General features: G+C 59.3%; 13 protein-coding genes and 2 pseudogenes. 9 read left to right on the top strand and 6 right to left on the bottom strand.

The window, feature by feature from the left end:
* Positions 1-113: 113 nt before the first annotated feature.
* Positions 114-1,133, top strand: coding sequence for an IS110 family RNA-guided transposase (locus PQR27_RS36680; RefSeq protein ID WP_408528559.1), 1,020 nt, complete (start codon positions 114-116; stop codon positions 1,131-1,133).
* A 121-nt stretch (positions 1,134-1,254) separates the two neighbouring features.
* On the opposite strand, the gene PQR27_RS36675 is transcribed toward PQR27_RS36680, so the two are convergent.
* A complete protein-coding gene (locus PQR27_RS36675) occupies positions 1,255-2,670 on the bottom strand; it encodes an ISNCY family transposase (RefSeq protein WP_408525451.1) in 1,416 nt (471 codons plus the stop codon).
* 295 nt (positions 2,671-2,965) lie between these two features.
* Between PQR27_RS36675 and PQR27_RS36670 the strand changes: the two genes are divergently transcribed.
* The 6 genes and pseudogenes from PQR27_RS36670 to PQR27_RS36645 all read left to right on the top strand — a co-directional run bounded on the left by PQR27_RS36670 (position 2,966) and on the right by PQR27_RS36645 (position 6,011).
* Positions 2,966-3,397, top strand: a complete 432-nt coding sequence (locus PQR27_RS36670; RefSeq protein WP_408528558.1) for a hypothetical protein — start codon at positions 2,966-2,968, stop codon at positions 3,395-3,397.
* Positions 3,397-3,616 (top strand): annotated as a pseudogene (locus PQR27_RS36665) (DUF7673 family protein). Before PQR27_RS36670 ends, PQR27_RS36665 begins: the two are co-directional and overlap by 1 nt.
* A gap of 35 nt (positions 3,617-3,651) precedes the next feature.
* Positions 3,652-3,957, top strand: a complete 306-nt coding sequence (locus PQR27_RS36660) for a hypothetical protein (protein ID WP_408528557.1) — start codon at positions 3,652-3,654, stop codon at positions 3,955-3,957.
* The gene (locus PQR27_RS36655) at positions 3,938-4,417 is read left to right on the top strand and encodes a hypothetical protein (protein WP_408528556.1); all 480 of its coding nucleotides are present in this window, start codon (positions 3,938-3,940) and stop codon (positions 4,415-4,417) included. The genes PQR27_RS36660 and PQR27_RS36655 overlap by 20 nt, the downstream gene beginning before the upstream one ends.
* Positions 4,414-4,683 carry a type II toxin-antitoxin system RelE/ParE family toxin gene (locus PQR27_RS36650; RefSeq protein ID WP_408528555.1) on the top strand — a complete coding sequence of 90 codons (270 nt, stop codon included), beginning with the start codon at positions 4,414-4,416 and terminating at the stop codon, positions 4,681-4,683. Before PQR27_RS36655 ends, PQR27_RS36650 begins: the two co-directional genes overlap by 4 nt.
* A gap of 782 nt (positions 4,684-5,465) precedes the next feature.
* Positions 5,466-6,011: a hypothetical protein gene (locus tag PQR27_RS36645; protein ID WP_408528554.1), complete on the top strand. Its 546-nt coding sequence runs from the start codon at positions 5,466-5,468 to the stop codon at positions 6,009-6,011.
* A 117-nt stretch (positions 6,012-6,128) separates the two neighbouring features.
* Here the strand turns inward: PQR27_RS36645 and PQR27_RS36640 are convergent, their stop codons facing one another.
* The 4 genes from PQR27_RS36640 to PQR27_RS36625 all read right to left on the bottom strand — a co-directional run bounded on the left by PQR27_RS36640 (position 6,129) and on the right by PQR27_RS36625 (position 10,623).
* Positions 6,129-6,518 carry a hypothetical protein gene (locus tag PQR27_RS36640; RefSeq protein ID WP_408528553.1) on the bottom strand — a complete coding sequence of 130 codons (390 nt, stop codon included), beginning with the start codon at positions 6,516-6,518 and terminating at the stop codon, positions 6,129-6,131.
* 23 nt (positions 6,519-6,541) lie between these two features.
* Positions 6,542-7,441 carry a site-specific integrase gene (locus PQR27_RS36635; RefSeq protein WP_408528552.1) on the bottom strand — a complete coding sequence of 300 codons (900 nt, stop codon included), beginning with the start codon at positions 7,439-7,441 and terminating at the stop codon, positions 6,542-6,544.
* A 719-nt stretch (positions 7,442-8,160) separates the two neighbouring features.
* A complete protein-coding gene (locus tag PQR27_RS36630) occupies positions 8,161-8,883 on the bottom strand; it encodes an IS6 family transposase (RefSeq protein ID WP_408528551.1) in 723 nt (240 codons plus the stop codon).
* A gap of 999 nt (positions 8,884-9,882) precedes the next feature.
* Positions 9,883-10,623, bottom strand: a complete 741-nt coding sequence (locus PQR27_RS36625; RefSeq protein ID WP_408528550.1) for an IS6 family transposase — start codon at positions 10,621-10,623, stop codon at positions 9,883-9,885.
* A gap of 30 nt (positions 10,624-10,653) precedes the next feature.
* On the opposite strand from PQR27_RS36625, the pseudogene PQR27_RS36620 reads away from it, so the two are divergent.
* A pseudogene (locus tag PQR27_RS36620) lies at positions 10,654-10,935 on the top strand (ISKra4-like element ISBte2 family transposase); the annotation flags it as partial.
* Positions 10,936-11,395: 460 nt separating this feature from the next.
* Here PQR27_RS36620 and PQR27_RS36615 read toward each other — a convergent pair.
* Positions 11,396-12,649, bottom strand: a complete 1,254-nt coding sequence (locus PQR27_RS36615) for a D-amino acid dehydrogenase (RefSeq protein WP_408528549.1) — start codon at positions 12,647-12,649, stop codon at positions 11,396-11,398.
* Between the two features lie 472 nt (positions 12,650-13,121).
* On the opposite strand from PQR27_RS36615, the gene PQR27_RS36610 reads away from it, so the two are divergent.
* Positions 13,122-13,349, top strand: coding sequence for a hypothetical protein (locus tag PQR27_RS36610; RefSeq protein ID WP_408528548.1), 228 nt, complete (start codon positions 13,122-13,124; stop codon positions 13,347-13,349).
* The last annotated feature ends 330 nt before the right edge of the window (positions 13,350-13,679 follow it).

Here is a 13,679-nt window from a genome sequence, read left to right as displayed (position 1 = left end):
TCCCGCCCACCGGTGCATCCCGACCGAGCGGTGTCCTGATACGAAGCGACAGCCTTGCGATTTGCGAATCGGCGATCATATTGGCCTACTCTATCGAATAGAAGGGATCCGTCATGACACATACGATCGTGGGTGTGGATATCGCAAAGAGCGTAATGCAGATTCACTGGGAAGACCCTGAAACCGGTGAGGTCGTGAACAAGCCTTTGAAGAGATCTGCGTTTCTCGAATACTTTGCCAATCGCAGCCCCTGCCTCATCGGCATGGAGTCTTGCGGCGAATCTCAGCATTGGGCGCGACGGCTGATTGAGATGGGCCATCAGGTCAAGCTGATGCCGGCGAAGTTCGTCAAGGCGTTCAACATTCGTAATAAAAACGACGCGGCCGATGCGCGTGCAATCTGGATGGCTACGCAGATGGACAGCAAAGCGGTCGCCGTGAAGACTGAAGCACAACAGGCTGTCCCGGCGCTACATCGTATGCGCCAGCAACTGGTGAAGTTTCGCACTATGCAGATCAACAACCTGCGGGGTTTGTTGACCGAATATGGTGAAGTGATGGCCGTGGGTCGCGCGGCTTTGGACAAATCGATTGCGGGAATTCTGGAGAGACTTTCGGGACGCCTGCCTGCGATACTGATCGATACATTGCGTGACCAATGGAAAGGTCTGGATAACCTGGATCAGCAGATCGGCCGGATAGAGCGGCGGTTACGGGAGTGGATGAGGGACGATCAGGCTGGCAAAGCAATCGCAGCGATTCCAGGCGTTGGACTGCTTACCGCAACTGCTGCAGTGGCAACGATGGGATATGCCAATGCCTTCAAATCCGGTCGGGAGTTTGCGGCGTGGCTCGGTCTCGTTCCGGGGCAGACCGGCTCCGGCGGCAAGATAGAGCTACAGGGGATAAGTAAGCGAGGCGACACCTACCTCAGGACTTTGCTCGTTCATGGCGCGCGAAGCATAATCTATCGCGTGAAAGAGCCCGGTCGATGGGTAGAGCAGCTGAAACAGCGACGCCCGATGAATGTCGTAATTGTGGCGATGGCCAACAAGCTTGCCCGAATAATCTGGGCGATGCTGGCACATCAACGGCCGTACCGGAAGGATTACGAAAGCGTCAGGCCGGGCTGATCTCGCTGGCTTGCCGGGCAGTTTTGTTGCAAGGGATGGAACGTCAAAAGTTGTCGAGGCCATTCTGAAATGTCCGGGTTTGGACTTTTTAGAAATGTCCGGTTTTAAGGTTCAGAAATCTCTATGTTAGAGGGCTTTCAAGCACCGAGCCTGCCCGCGTTCCGGCAGTTCCCAGGACCGCTGCATTCAGGTCTTCAAGCGTCAGTTCGCGCTGCTTGCAGGTGCCCACCTTGCGCTCCTTCGGCCGCGGCGCTTCGCCCTGATTCGTTCTCGACGGCGAGCCTGACGCACGCCGGTCATCGCGCTGCGCCTGGATCACCTGCGCCATCTGCAACGTGTGTCCCAGCCGCTTGTTATCGACCACCGCCGCCTGGTCGATCTCCGAGAGCCGGTCATACGGCACACAGGGCAGGGCAGCGCCATTGACCCGGATCTCGATGCGTCCGTCCGGATACTCGAACACGTCCAGATAGTTGTGAATGAGGCTGCGGTTTGCCGCCGTGTCTTCAAGCAGATAGATCACCCGGTCGTACTGCACCGTCAGCACCTTCGACACGCGCCGCGGCACCCGGCACGTCAGGATCAGGTCGAGATCGTCATCGGCCCGTAACGGCCGGTGTGCATCGAACGCGCTCCTGGGCACCTTGCCGAACCGGCCATTGAAGTCAGCGATGAAGTGGGGCGCATAAGCGTTGGCCGCCTCCTTCGTGCTGATGCCGCGTAGCCGCAATTCCTTCACGAGGCGATCCTGCAACGTCAGATTGGCGCGCTCGACGCGCCCCTTCGCCTGACTGCTGTTGGCACAGAACGTATCCACATTCAGTTCGTACAGCGCGCGGCCAAACTGCGTCACGCCCTTGCCAGGCGTCACCGAATGGCTGTTGCAATGAAATACGCTCGCCTTGTCGCTGTACAGCGCGACCGGCTTGCCATGCTGTTCAAGGTACGCGCGCATCGCCTCGAAATAGCTGAAGGTCGACTCTGTCGCCGTGAAATGCAGCGCCATCAGCCGGCTGGTCGCATCGTCAATGAACACCAGCAGCGTGCAGGCTGGCGCGCGGCCCTCGAACCAGCGGTGATCGCTGCCGTCGATCTGCACCAGTTCGCCCAGGCATGCTCGGCGGTTTCTCGGCTGATGCAGCTTCGGCGGTCGCTGCCGGCGGGGAATCCACAGCCCGGCCTCACGCATCCAGCGCCGCACGGTTTCTTTCGCCAGCACCACGCCATGACACTCGGCGAGCTTCTCGCACGCCAGTGTCGGCCCGAAATCGGCGTAACGCTCACGCACCAGCGCCATGGCCCGCGCACGGAGATCCACCGGCAGTTCGCGGTTGCCCGGTTGCCCACGCCGCGCCGAGACGAGCCCGGCCGGTCCGGCAGCCTCGTAGCGCCGCACCAGCCGGCTGACCTGACGCTCACACAGCTGCAGCCGTTCCGCCGCCAGCACGATCGTCAGGCGATGCTGGACGACCGCTTCGATGATCTTCACGCGCTCGAGCTCGTGCATGCTGATCGTGATCAATCCACGTCCGTTCATGTCCGGCTCCCGGGCTGTGCTCATGCCGCAGCATGCGCCACAGCCGCCGGTCCGGAGCCGGGAACCGGACATTTCTAATGAGCCAGAACCAGACATTACTAAAAAGCTCTGACAAAAGTTGCGGCGGTATTCGGATGTTATGTAAAACGCGCCCCGCCAGCCCCTGTGCAGCGGGCATCCGGCACGCGTCGATAACCCACTGTACCGGAAAAAACCACGAAATACTATATTGCGTGCCGACTAATGCTATAATCCGTGACATTCCCTGATGGGTTTTCCGAGGCACCGAGCGCCCATGTACACGGATGTCCAGCACGCGATGCAGCCCCTTGCCGGTCGCAAGGTCTATGCCGTGTTCACCGACGACGCGGGCCAGTTCCTGCGCATCGACACCGATACGGGATCCCTCTACTGGCGAACCGACGCCGAGGAAGACGGCATGACCTGGTGTGTGCGCATGAGTGGCGTGCATCACCTGCTCGGCGCGAAGGTGCGCAGCGCGGCGGTGCGGCAGTTGCCTGCCGTCGGCCGCGATGGTGTGCCGCATTCGGATTTCGATGTGTTCTACGGCGTGACGATCGCCACCGACCACGGCGGGTGCGAACTGGTCTACCGCAACAGCAGTGCCGGATTTACGCGAGGCTGGATCACCTGCGAAGCAGACGATCCGGCTCACACCCTGCGGCCGTTCGAGTGGCGGCCGGTTACCGACGACTGGGAGACGTGATGCAACCCGAACAGATGACACCCGCTGAAAAGCAGGCCCTCGAAAACCTCCTGCAGCACGCTCAGGGCGATACCGGGCAGAGCCGGCGCATCGCTGTGGGGCCTCGATGAGGACATTGCCGAGGATATGGGCGTGGTGTTCCGGCTTGCCACGCGTGCAGGCAGCTACCCGGACACGCTGGGCTATGGCCCGCAGTTCGAGGCCGTGGTGCGCGCGTAGCGTCCCGAACTGATCACCGATTAACTGAGGCAGATATGGGTCATGTGACGAACTCACTCAACTATCAGGCCATCACCAGCGCCGTCGAGGTCGAAATCGGGAACCACATGGCCGAGGTAGTCCGCAGGCAGGAGCCGAAGGGTCCCGCCTTCTGCAAGGCGGCTGGCGCGCTCCTGTTCTGGCGTGCCCTCGTGGGCCAGCTGGATCTCACGGACGGGGAGGCGGTCACTTTCAGGGCCGACTCGAAACGTCTGGAGTTGTTTATATACAGTCCGCCTCAAAGGCAGGAATGGATGATTGGTACTGAAGCGAGGAAACAGAATGCGACGCGTATCGTTTGATGTTGCCCAGGCCCGCGCCGCTGTCGAGGCAGGCGGTGTGCTGTCCGCGATCCTGCGGGCCGACAAAGGGTCTTTCTATATCGAGCTCGAAACGCGTGAGTCTGGCGTGGCCGAACTCGTTACGTCCAACGGCCGCGAACGCCGCCCGTTCCGCGATCCGGGCCAGGCACTCAAGGTCGTGCGTGAGCTTGGCGTGGCCACTGGCCGCTTCGCACTTGAGGAATGGGACACGCACGCACCGAAGGTCAAGGCATGGGAGCGCCCCGACCAGTCTGCGCACATGAAGGCCAGACACCAGCGCGCCGACGAGGCCGCCGAGTTCGAGGCCGACGTGATGCAGGCACTGGCCGAAGCCGAAGATCCAAAGGTGCGCAGGATCCCGCATGCCGAAGCGATGGCGTTGCTCGATGCGAAGGTTGCCGGGATCCAGAAAAAGGCCAGCCGTAAAGGCCGTGCATGATCGAATGGTTGCCGGTTGCACTCGAACAGTTGCTGACGATCATCGACCATATCAGCGAGGACAGCCCCGCCGCTGCCGTTGAACGGGCCCAGACGATCCGGACCAGGGCCGACACGCTCGCGACGTACCCGAACCGCTACCGGGCAGGCAGGATCAGGGGCACGCGTGAGCTTGTCGTCAAACCGAATTACATCATCGTGTACCGCGTCGCGGGCGAGCACGTGCAGATCCTGCGCGTGCGGCATGCCCGCAGGCGGGACATGTAGCAGGCGGCTATCGCACTGCCAGCCTCCGGGCAGTTCATCCAGGGTGATGTCATCGAAGAGTCCAGGCTGTAAAAAGCATGCGGGTCTCGTTTCGAATCGCCCGGGACAGTCGACTCCATTCCAGTTCCATTTGCCGGAATCGGGATTGAGGCGCGCGTAGCGACCGCTGATGTTTCGCGCGCTCAACGTCATGAAGCGACAGGCGATCGAGCTATCGTAAATGTCCAGGCGTAGCGTGCCCGCAACCGTTTCGACGGCATCCAGGTAGATGTCGCTGTCGTCCAGGTGTGTCACGCCGGGACGCTCGAGCACTACTCGCACGTTCTTCCTGAAGGCTGCAGGCTGCTTCGTTATCGAAACCTTGTTCTTGACCGTAGGGCGGCGCCGCAATAAACGCGATTCGCGCAGATAGCTGTCAGCCTGCCCACGTGCGCTGGAATGATTTGAGTGGATGAGTGGGGGCCAATTCAGTCCTTTGAGCGATTCGATTCTGTTGGAGCCCGGCGCCGGATGGCCTCCTGCGTGGCTTGCGCCAGAAAGACCGTCGTCGCTGCAGGAGTCGTCAGTCATGTCCTCTGGCGCCCTGCGCCGGCGCATGCATTCCAGAAAACAAAAAAATAAGAAAAAAAGCCGTTTTTAGAAGAAAACACACAAATGCTATTTGATTCCAGTCGACACGATTTCAACGTCGATAAATGCAGTATTTTAAAGAAATGAAAATCCTGCGAAATATTACGCACGTATACGAAACAATACGTAACATTTCGCATTGGTGCGTATGTATGCGAAATGTTGCGCATAACAGAGGGATCGTTTTTGCCGTGGAGGATACCGGCGTAGGAGAGCGCTACGGAGTGATCTTTGAAAGCGCGGAATCAGACTGGATTCAGCCATTTCATCTCGATTCGGGCCGGACATCGACGGGGCTCGATACCGAAGTGCTTTCCGACTACAGATTCGAGAGCAAGATCCTGATCGAAGCTGATTTCAATCGCGGGCTAGTCACGATTCTGATGACCGCTCTCGCGCTGACGCGGAATGTTGCGAACCGGTGCGACATAATGCGCAACATTAATTGTCGACGTGGAGAGGTGCGATCCGCGTCGCTCCGGGACGTCGACGGGCCCGATGCCGAAGGGCTTTCCGGCTTCGGATTCGAGAGCAAGGTCCTGACCGAAGCTGATTTCAGTGGGGGGCTGGTCGCGATTCTGGTGACCAATTACGCGCTGACGCGGAATGTTGCGAACCGGTGCGAAATGATGCGAAATATTTCGCATCATTTCGAAGCGTTGCGATCCGTGTCGCCCCGGAGGATCGACGCGACATGACAGATGCGTGGATTTCAAGGCTGATACGCCAAGGACAAATACGTGCGGCTACTGCCAAAGGCAGATGCCCGAAAAATTGCTTGCGCGGCGCGCCTCAAACGGCAAAAGGAGGTGCCGTCAGACCGGCACTAGCGCGGCGCGCCGTCCACGTGACCTGCGGCCCCGGGTGTCAGATACCGACCTGACGGCGAAGATCTCGCCAGAGGTCAGGTTAGTGGTCGCTGAACTTCGCCGCACAGGGGTTTCGTCTTTGACGATATCGAGCATGCGGTGGTCGGCATCGCCAAAACCCTTTACCCAGGATTTCCACTCGTGCTCCTCGGGGATCCCGCCCACGATGAACTTGAGCTTAAGGTGCAAAGCGTCGATCGCGGCACCGGTGGTCTCGCGCTTCATCATGTCGTCTGGTACCGCGAACGGCTCCGCCGTGGACGATTCCGAAGGACGGGCGCGGGAGCGCCGGATGGCATCGATGAGCCGTCTCCTGATCGATTTGAATTCAGCCAAGCCTTGCTCCCGTGAAGTCGACATTACCGAGTCGGTGCCGATAGACGCGGACCCCCGAGACGTGCGACGAAGTCGCTGTAGATTTCGAGGTGGCGCGTGTGCACCGCCTGGACGCTCGCCTCGGTTGGATAGACGCGCACGGTGCTCTGGCTGTTGCGCCGCTTGCCGTAATGCTCGTGTGCGGTCTTCGTACTGGAGTGGCCGCACACAGCCGCCGTGAGCACCGGATCCGAAAACGTCCGCTTCGCATTCGCGACGAACTGGTGTCGGAAGGAGTAGAGCGTCACGCTCGAATTCGCCCGACGGCGCGGCGACAGATCGACGCCGCGTGCGGCCTCCAATTCGTGACGCAGCGCGAGCAGCAGCTTGCTCGCGTCCTCCGCGGACGCACACCGACAGCATTCGAGGGCTTTCCGGACGTGATCGAGCTCTTCCCCGGTCAACCCGTCGACGTACATCTCACGGTATTCACCGTTGGCGCGGCCGTTCGAGTGCTTCGAGTTGCGGACCGTCAGAATCGGGCGGCCGCTTTCCGGATGCGTGCCCAACTCGGAAAACGCCCACTCGTTTGGCCGCAGCCCGGTCAACAGAGTGGCTTCGCACACGGAGCGAAGGCCGCGCGCGTACTTGTGTCCGCGCTTGGCGCGCTGTTCCAGCGCGTAGCAGATCGCCGCCCGCGTAGCGGCCGGCACCTGTTTCATCTTGGCGCCGCTGCCTCGAACCGACGTCTTCTGCAACCCGCTTGACGATTGCGCCTTCAGTTCGTTGATAGCGATGTCGCGGTCGGGGTGGTAGGTCTCAAGGTAATGCAGGACCGAGTACTTGTAGTTCTTCCACGTTTTCTGCGTGAGATCCGGCTTCAACAAGATCAGATGGGCCACGACCTCATCCGGCGCGATCTCGTTCCGGTCAAGGGATCGCATGAAACGGCTGCGCAGTTGAAGGTACCGCTTCTCATAGGCGGTCTTCGTGTCGTCCGATCTCGTTGGCGTGCGGCTGTTAGTCGATGTCATGGCTCTTTGTGTGGTACCAGCCCGGCTTTGCCTGCTGTGGCCATTCACCCCGTTCAGGCGAAGCCTACCACCCTTAATGGTGCCGTCAACTGCTGTGCATCGGTGCCTGACATATTGTGCCGAGAACTAGCACTTCATGAATGGGATCTCCCCGGGTTACCTACTGTTAAGCGCCGTGTCAGGTAACCCCTTCCACAGACTGCAGGTAACCCGGGCGGGTAACCCTCACGATCGATACCGTGAAAGGCCCCCGATGTTCTCGAAAAAGGAGACCGTCGGGCGGCACCTGTCACTGCGGAGAGTCGGGATCGGACAGCTAGAGCCGAGGTCGATTGCGGATAACCCTTCGCACGGGTGCGAAAATGTTGCGCAATATTTCGTACCTGTGCGCAATATTCCGGCAACGGCCATCAAGGCCGCCCCGGCTGTTATCGGAAGGGGTGCTGCCGGATGGCGTGAAGGCGGTAAAGAGTGCCCAGTCACGGTTACCCGCGTCCGTCCGTCGGACACGGGTGGACAGCGTCAAGCAGGAGGTCAGGTCGTGTTCATTCTGTTTGTCGCTGGCTTTGCGACCTGGCTCTGTCGCGATAAGGACGGAGGGGCGAGCGGAGTGCACGGGCCGTGATCGTTTATGAGGCGAGGGAATAGAATTGCCGTGCGGCGGACGCACCGTTCCCTTTCGCGTATTTCATTTGCCCCTTGCGGATCATGTGCATCACCGCAATGCCGCCCAGAATGATGCGCGCACAACGAAAATCCTTGAAACCGAGCATGGGCCGGGTTCGGCGTTTGACGGCCCTGTGGTCCTGCTCGATGCGGTTGTTCAGATACTTGACCTGACGGATGCGGATGGGTGTTTCGCGTGCGGCGTTGATGGCCTGGAGGGCGGCCAGACTGGCACCGCTCTTATCCATGTTGACCGTCTGCGGGGCGCCGTTCTGGCCAATCGCTTTCTCGAAGAAGCGGTGCGCTGCAGTCTTGTCGCGATGGGCACGCAGCAGGAAGTCGATGGTGTTGCCGGCCTTGTCCACGGCACGGTAAAGATACTTCCAATGGCCCCTGAGCTTGAGGTCGGTCTCGTCCATCCGCCAGCTTTTGCCGACTGGCCTTTTGTGTTTGCGAAATATTTTCTCGAGCAACGGCATCAGCTTGATCACCCAGCGGTGCACGGTCGAATGATCGGCTGAAATATCGCGCTCAGCCATCATTTCCTCGAAATCACGCAGACTCAGCGAGTAGGCCACGTACCATCTCACGCAGACCAATATCACTTCGAGCGGATAGTGAAGTCGCTTCAGAACTTTCGCTATGCCCGAGGCCAGTGTCTTTCGCGGCGTCTGCGTCTTTTTCATCGTGCCATTCATGAAGGGAGAGGGCGCTATGCAGTCAGTTGCCGTGACACATGCGAAGTTGCTTACCTTGTGCTTCGGTGCTGGATGGAAAAACGATACGCCTGCGATCACACGGTCTGTGCGCCGATAGCCTGCCCAATCGGTATTCGGGCATTGGAGTTCACGCTGGTCGGGCAGCGCACGCTACGTGTCCCATTGCGAAATGCCGTGCTGGCGTTATGCGGAACCGTGGTCGCCCTGATCCAAACGTGGAGTGCCGATGGCCACTTCTCCTTAAATAATATATTGCCTGCCGATCCCGAAAATGTCCTGCGATACAACTGGGCGTGCGACTACCTGAGACACGTAGGGTTTGCAATAATGCCGTCCGTAGAGGACCTCGCCGAGTCTTTTCCCTCATTGCGAGTGGGCATATCGCTGCCCTGGATACGGCGTTGGTCCAGCGTTGATTGCTCGGCTGACCGATATGCAAGCTGAACATTTTTCTGCACGGTCGTCGTCCGTGTCATGCAGTCACATACCGGGCTATTGTCACTCGCAGAAGGCGTTCGTTCAATTCGCTATCGCAATAGCGCGGGGACCTCATTTGCGATAGCGACGTTCCCCCGACGTGTCCCTGTTCTCGTCGACCGGTGGGCCGCTGGGTTTCTGATCTGCATGCACACAGGTCGTCCTCTGCAGCTGTCGTTGGCTCAGATCCCGTAGCGTCGACCCTGTTCGAGTGCGCCCAACCAAAGGTATCGATGGAGTCACCTCTGGACCGGATCTCCGACGGACAGCGAGCCGAAAACACCTGAATCATGTGCGGGCCTGCTCATTGCCAGATGCGAGTCTCAAATCCCGGGGATACACGCTCACGCATCCTGATTCTGCAAGCCTTAAAGAGCGACACGCGGTCAGTGTCGCGCCGTCATGAGTGGTCGTGATCTAGGAACCGGCGGTATCGGCGTTGTCAACTTGCCGAGTGCGAGACGGCACGATGGCAGGTGCGACGACGGGTCAGAAGCTAGTCGACGGATTTTGGGCGAGTTCGGCGAATTCGCACCATGCAACGAACCGGGCTGCGAGTTGTTTGCGATAAAGTGAGGCGCGTAGCAGATGCCGTTTCAGTGCGAAATGTTGCCGGATCGGCCCGAAGCATGAGAGGAATTCTTGCGTGCGTTTCGGGTCGCGAAAGCCGCGCATGCGACGCTCGCGTTCGCGTGTTGGTTGGTGGCTGTTCTCCGCGCGATTGTTCAGGCGGGCGGCCGCCTTAACGAACACATGCTTCACGTTCACCAACTGTGGAATTTCGGCCTTTGCGGCCGGATAACTTCGCAGCTGATCGGTGACGATCTTACGCGGCATCGGGCTCGAGCGCAGCACACGCTTGAAGAACCGTTTGGCTGCGGCCTTGTCGCGCCGCTTTTGTAGCAGGATGTCAAGTTCGGCGCCATGCTCGTCGACCGCACGCCGCAGCAGGTATGGTTCGCCACGCAGCGCGACGAACATCTCGTCGAGGTGCCACGTGCTACCCGGCTTGCGTCGCGCTGCTTTTACCCGATGAGCAAAGCCCTTACCAAACTTGTCACACCAGCATCGGATCGTTTCATATGTCACGGTTACACCGCGCTCGAAGAGCAGTTCCTCGATGTCGCGTAAGCTCAACTGGAATCGAAAATACCAGCGAACTGCGTGGCAGATGACCGATGCTGGGAAACGATGACCGTGGTAGAGCGATTTTGCTTTCTTCAACGCCATCTTACGCGACCGGCCCACCAACTTGACAACGCCGCCGAGACACCAGGGGCTGCAGAAAGCCTCGCTCAACTTGATTACCGTGCGAGGGAGCTTGTCGCATATGTCGAAGCAAATGGAGGATTGACAATCAACTATGGAGCGCGACATCGTCAGCACAAAACGGTCTCGACTGCGACGGCGGAGTCAGCGGTGAACCAGGTGATCAATCAGCGTATGTGCAAGCGACAACAGATGCGTTGGTCACCGCAAGGAGTTCACCTCCTGGCTCAGTTGCGATGTGCCGTGATCAACGGTGACCTTGTCCAACGACTTGCGAGATACAAGAAGCCGGAGCCGCCGCTATCGGACGAGGCGCGGAGTTGATCAAGCTCTTCGAGCGAATACCGAACCCAATACCCCTAAGTTTTTAACGCTCCCGTCGTACAGTACACCACGCTTTCCTTCAACGGTGTCGAGCCACGCTATGCCGTCACCTGGTACGTTCATCGGGAAGGTCACTTCGGGCCGGGATACGTGATTGCAAGTCATCCCGAGCCGCTTGAATTTGCGTGTCCTGAGGAGGCTTTCGCCTAAGGCGAGCGCCGTGCGCACACGTTCGTCGATTGCTCATTCGTTGTTCCGAACCAGTGACATCACCACGCGCAGGTCAGGGGTAAGGTCACCCAGATCCATCGCGAGTGACGCATGTGGGGTCGACCCCGGCCAGCCGTTCAATGGGAGCGCATAAGCAAAAACAGGCGGTGACACCGAACAGGTCCTGCTGCCTGTCCGGTTAGTTCTTGTAGCGACTGACCGCAAAATCGTCGGCGATAATCACCGGCGTTGTGCCCGACATCAAATCCGCCAGCAGTTGTCCCGAGCCGCAGGACATGGTCCAGCCCAGAGTGCCGTGGCCGGTATTAAGCCATAGACCCTTGATCGCAGTCGGGCCGATAATCGGCGTGCCGTCTGGGGTCATAGGCCGCAGGCCAGTCCAGAAGCTGGCTTGTGCCACGTCGCCAGCATGCGGGAACAGGTCGGTGACAACATATTCCAGCGTCTCGCGCCGGGTGCCGTGCAGTTCCTTGTCGAAGCCCACCAGATTGGCCATGCCGCCCACGCGGATTCGATCCTCAAAGCGGGTGATCGCGACTTTGTAGGTTTCGTCGAGAATGGTCGAGACCGGTGCCTGCGCCGTGCTGGTAATCGGCACAGTGATTGAATAGCCCTTGACGGGATAGACCGGAATGCTAACCAGGCCGCGCAGCAGTGCAGTGGAATAGCTGCCCAGTGCCACAACACAAGCGTCTGCAGTCAATGTTTCGCCGCTGGAATGTACGCCCTTGAACGTGCCTCCTTCGACTACCAGGCCATCGATGCTGCGCTTGAACAGGAACTGCACGTGCCGTGTTTTCGCCATCTCGGCCAGTTTGGTGGTGAACACATGGCAGTCACCGGTTTCATCTCCTGGCAAACGCAAGCCACCGACCAGTTTATTCTTTGAGCCTTCAAGCGCCGGTTCGGCGCGAGCCAGTTCATCGCGCGACAACAACTCGTAAGACACACCCATCGCCTTCAGAATGGCGATGTCTTTGGCGGTACCGTCCATTTGTTTTTGCGTGCGAAAGACTTGAAGCGTGCCCTGCTGGCGACCTTCATAGGTGATATTGGTATCGTTGCGCAGCGCCACGAAGCAGTCGCGGCTATATTCGGCGAGCCGCACCATGCGCGCCTTGTTGACCGCATAACGCCTTTTAGTACAGTTAGCCAGCATCTGTGTCAGCCATTGCATCTGAAACAAGGTGCCGTCCGGCTGGAGTGACAGTGGCGGATGCTTCTGCAGTAGCCATTTGATGGCCTTGGCGGGCACGCCTGGCCCGGCCCACGGCGACGCGTAGCCCGGTGAAATCTGGCCGGCGTTTCCGAAGCTGGTTTCGAGCGCCACAGCCGGTTGGCGATCAAGCACCACCACCTCATGGCCGGCGCGCGCCAGATACCAGGCGCTCGTGACACCGAGCACGCCTGCTCCAAGGATCAAAATTCGCATCGAAGTCTCCTGCAAAAAACCTGGCGTTGCTGGTTCTGGTGCAAATGCAATGTATGAACGATGTGGCGTTGTTGCATAGATCGGCGTCCCCTTGTTTTTTCCGGGCACTGAGTGACGGGAGGAGATTTGGCAGCAGCGTGGGACTCAGAGCGTACTCGGTTGAATGGTATGCGAATTCTGTTCGTGTTCGGGCCCGCTGGAACCCTTATGTCCATGCGCCGACGCCGTGCAGACCTTCGAGGCCAAGACCAGAACTTTGCTCGCCCAGGCCGTAGCCCGCCGCGAGCTGTCTTCCTCCCTCGCCCACGACGACGCCTGAACTCTTCTTCTCGCGTTGAAGAACTCACAGGACACACTCTCGCCATCACCTACGGTTGGTCGCTACTTGCCGTGCAACTGCCGTCTACGCCGCGGCGATGCAATCGGGCATGGGGTAGCGATCAGCTACGCGGAGTCTCGGGAGTTATCAGTCATGGAATGGACCGACACGCGACCTGTAGTACCGGGATACTACTGGGTGCGATTTACGGACGACCGGTCGCCAAAGCAAACCGTCGGGAAAGTTGCAGACGTGCCCGGGAACGGTTCACGGCAATTAGTTGTGGTCCTCCTCGGCGACGAGGAAATAATGGAACTGGACGATTCCTTCTTCGACTGCGCACTATTTGCTGGACCGATGAAACCGCCGTCCGTGAAATGACCGCCGGAGCCGAGGCCGGCGCCAACAGCCAGCTAAAAGTCGGTACCACGTCCGGTGCAGCACCGCTTTCGCCCGGTAGTAAGGACGCATGCACCGCACAACCCACTGCGAGGCGGCGTTACATGTCAGGCCTTCCGGTCTGGGTCTGAGCGCCCCCATCCAGGGGAGCCGTAGACGTCCCTGAGCTGAATTTGCGTGCTGGCGCACAATCATCTGACAAAAAGTCAAAAAATTACTAAGATGAGGATTCCGGAATCGCGGTATACGCCCGGCCATGCGGCAGACTTGCACTTGAAGCTGCTTGAGTTGCCGAATCCAGCGCGCGCCGTC

It is taken from the genome of Paraburkholderia fungorum, assembly GCF_046027215.1.
GTDB lineage: Bacteria > Pseudomonadota > Gammaproteobacteria > Burkholderiales > Burkholderiaceae > Paraburkholderia > Paraburkholderia fungorum_D.
The sequence above is the reverse complement of the archived record's forward strand: the minus strand, read 5'-3'. Positions and strand labels throughout refer to the sequence as shown.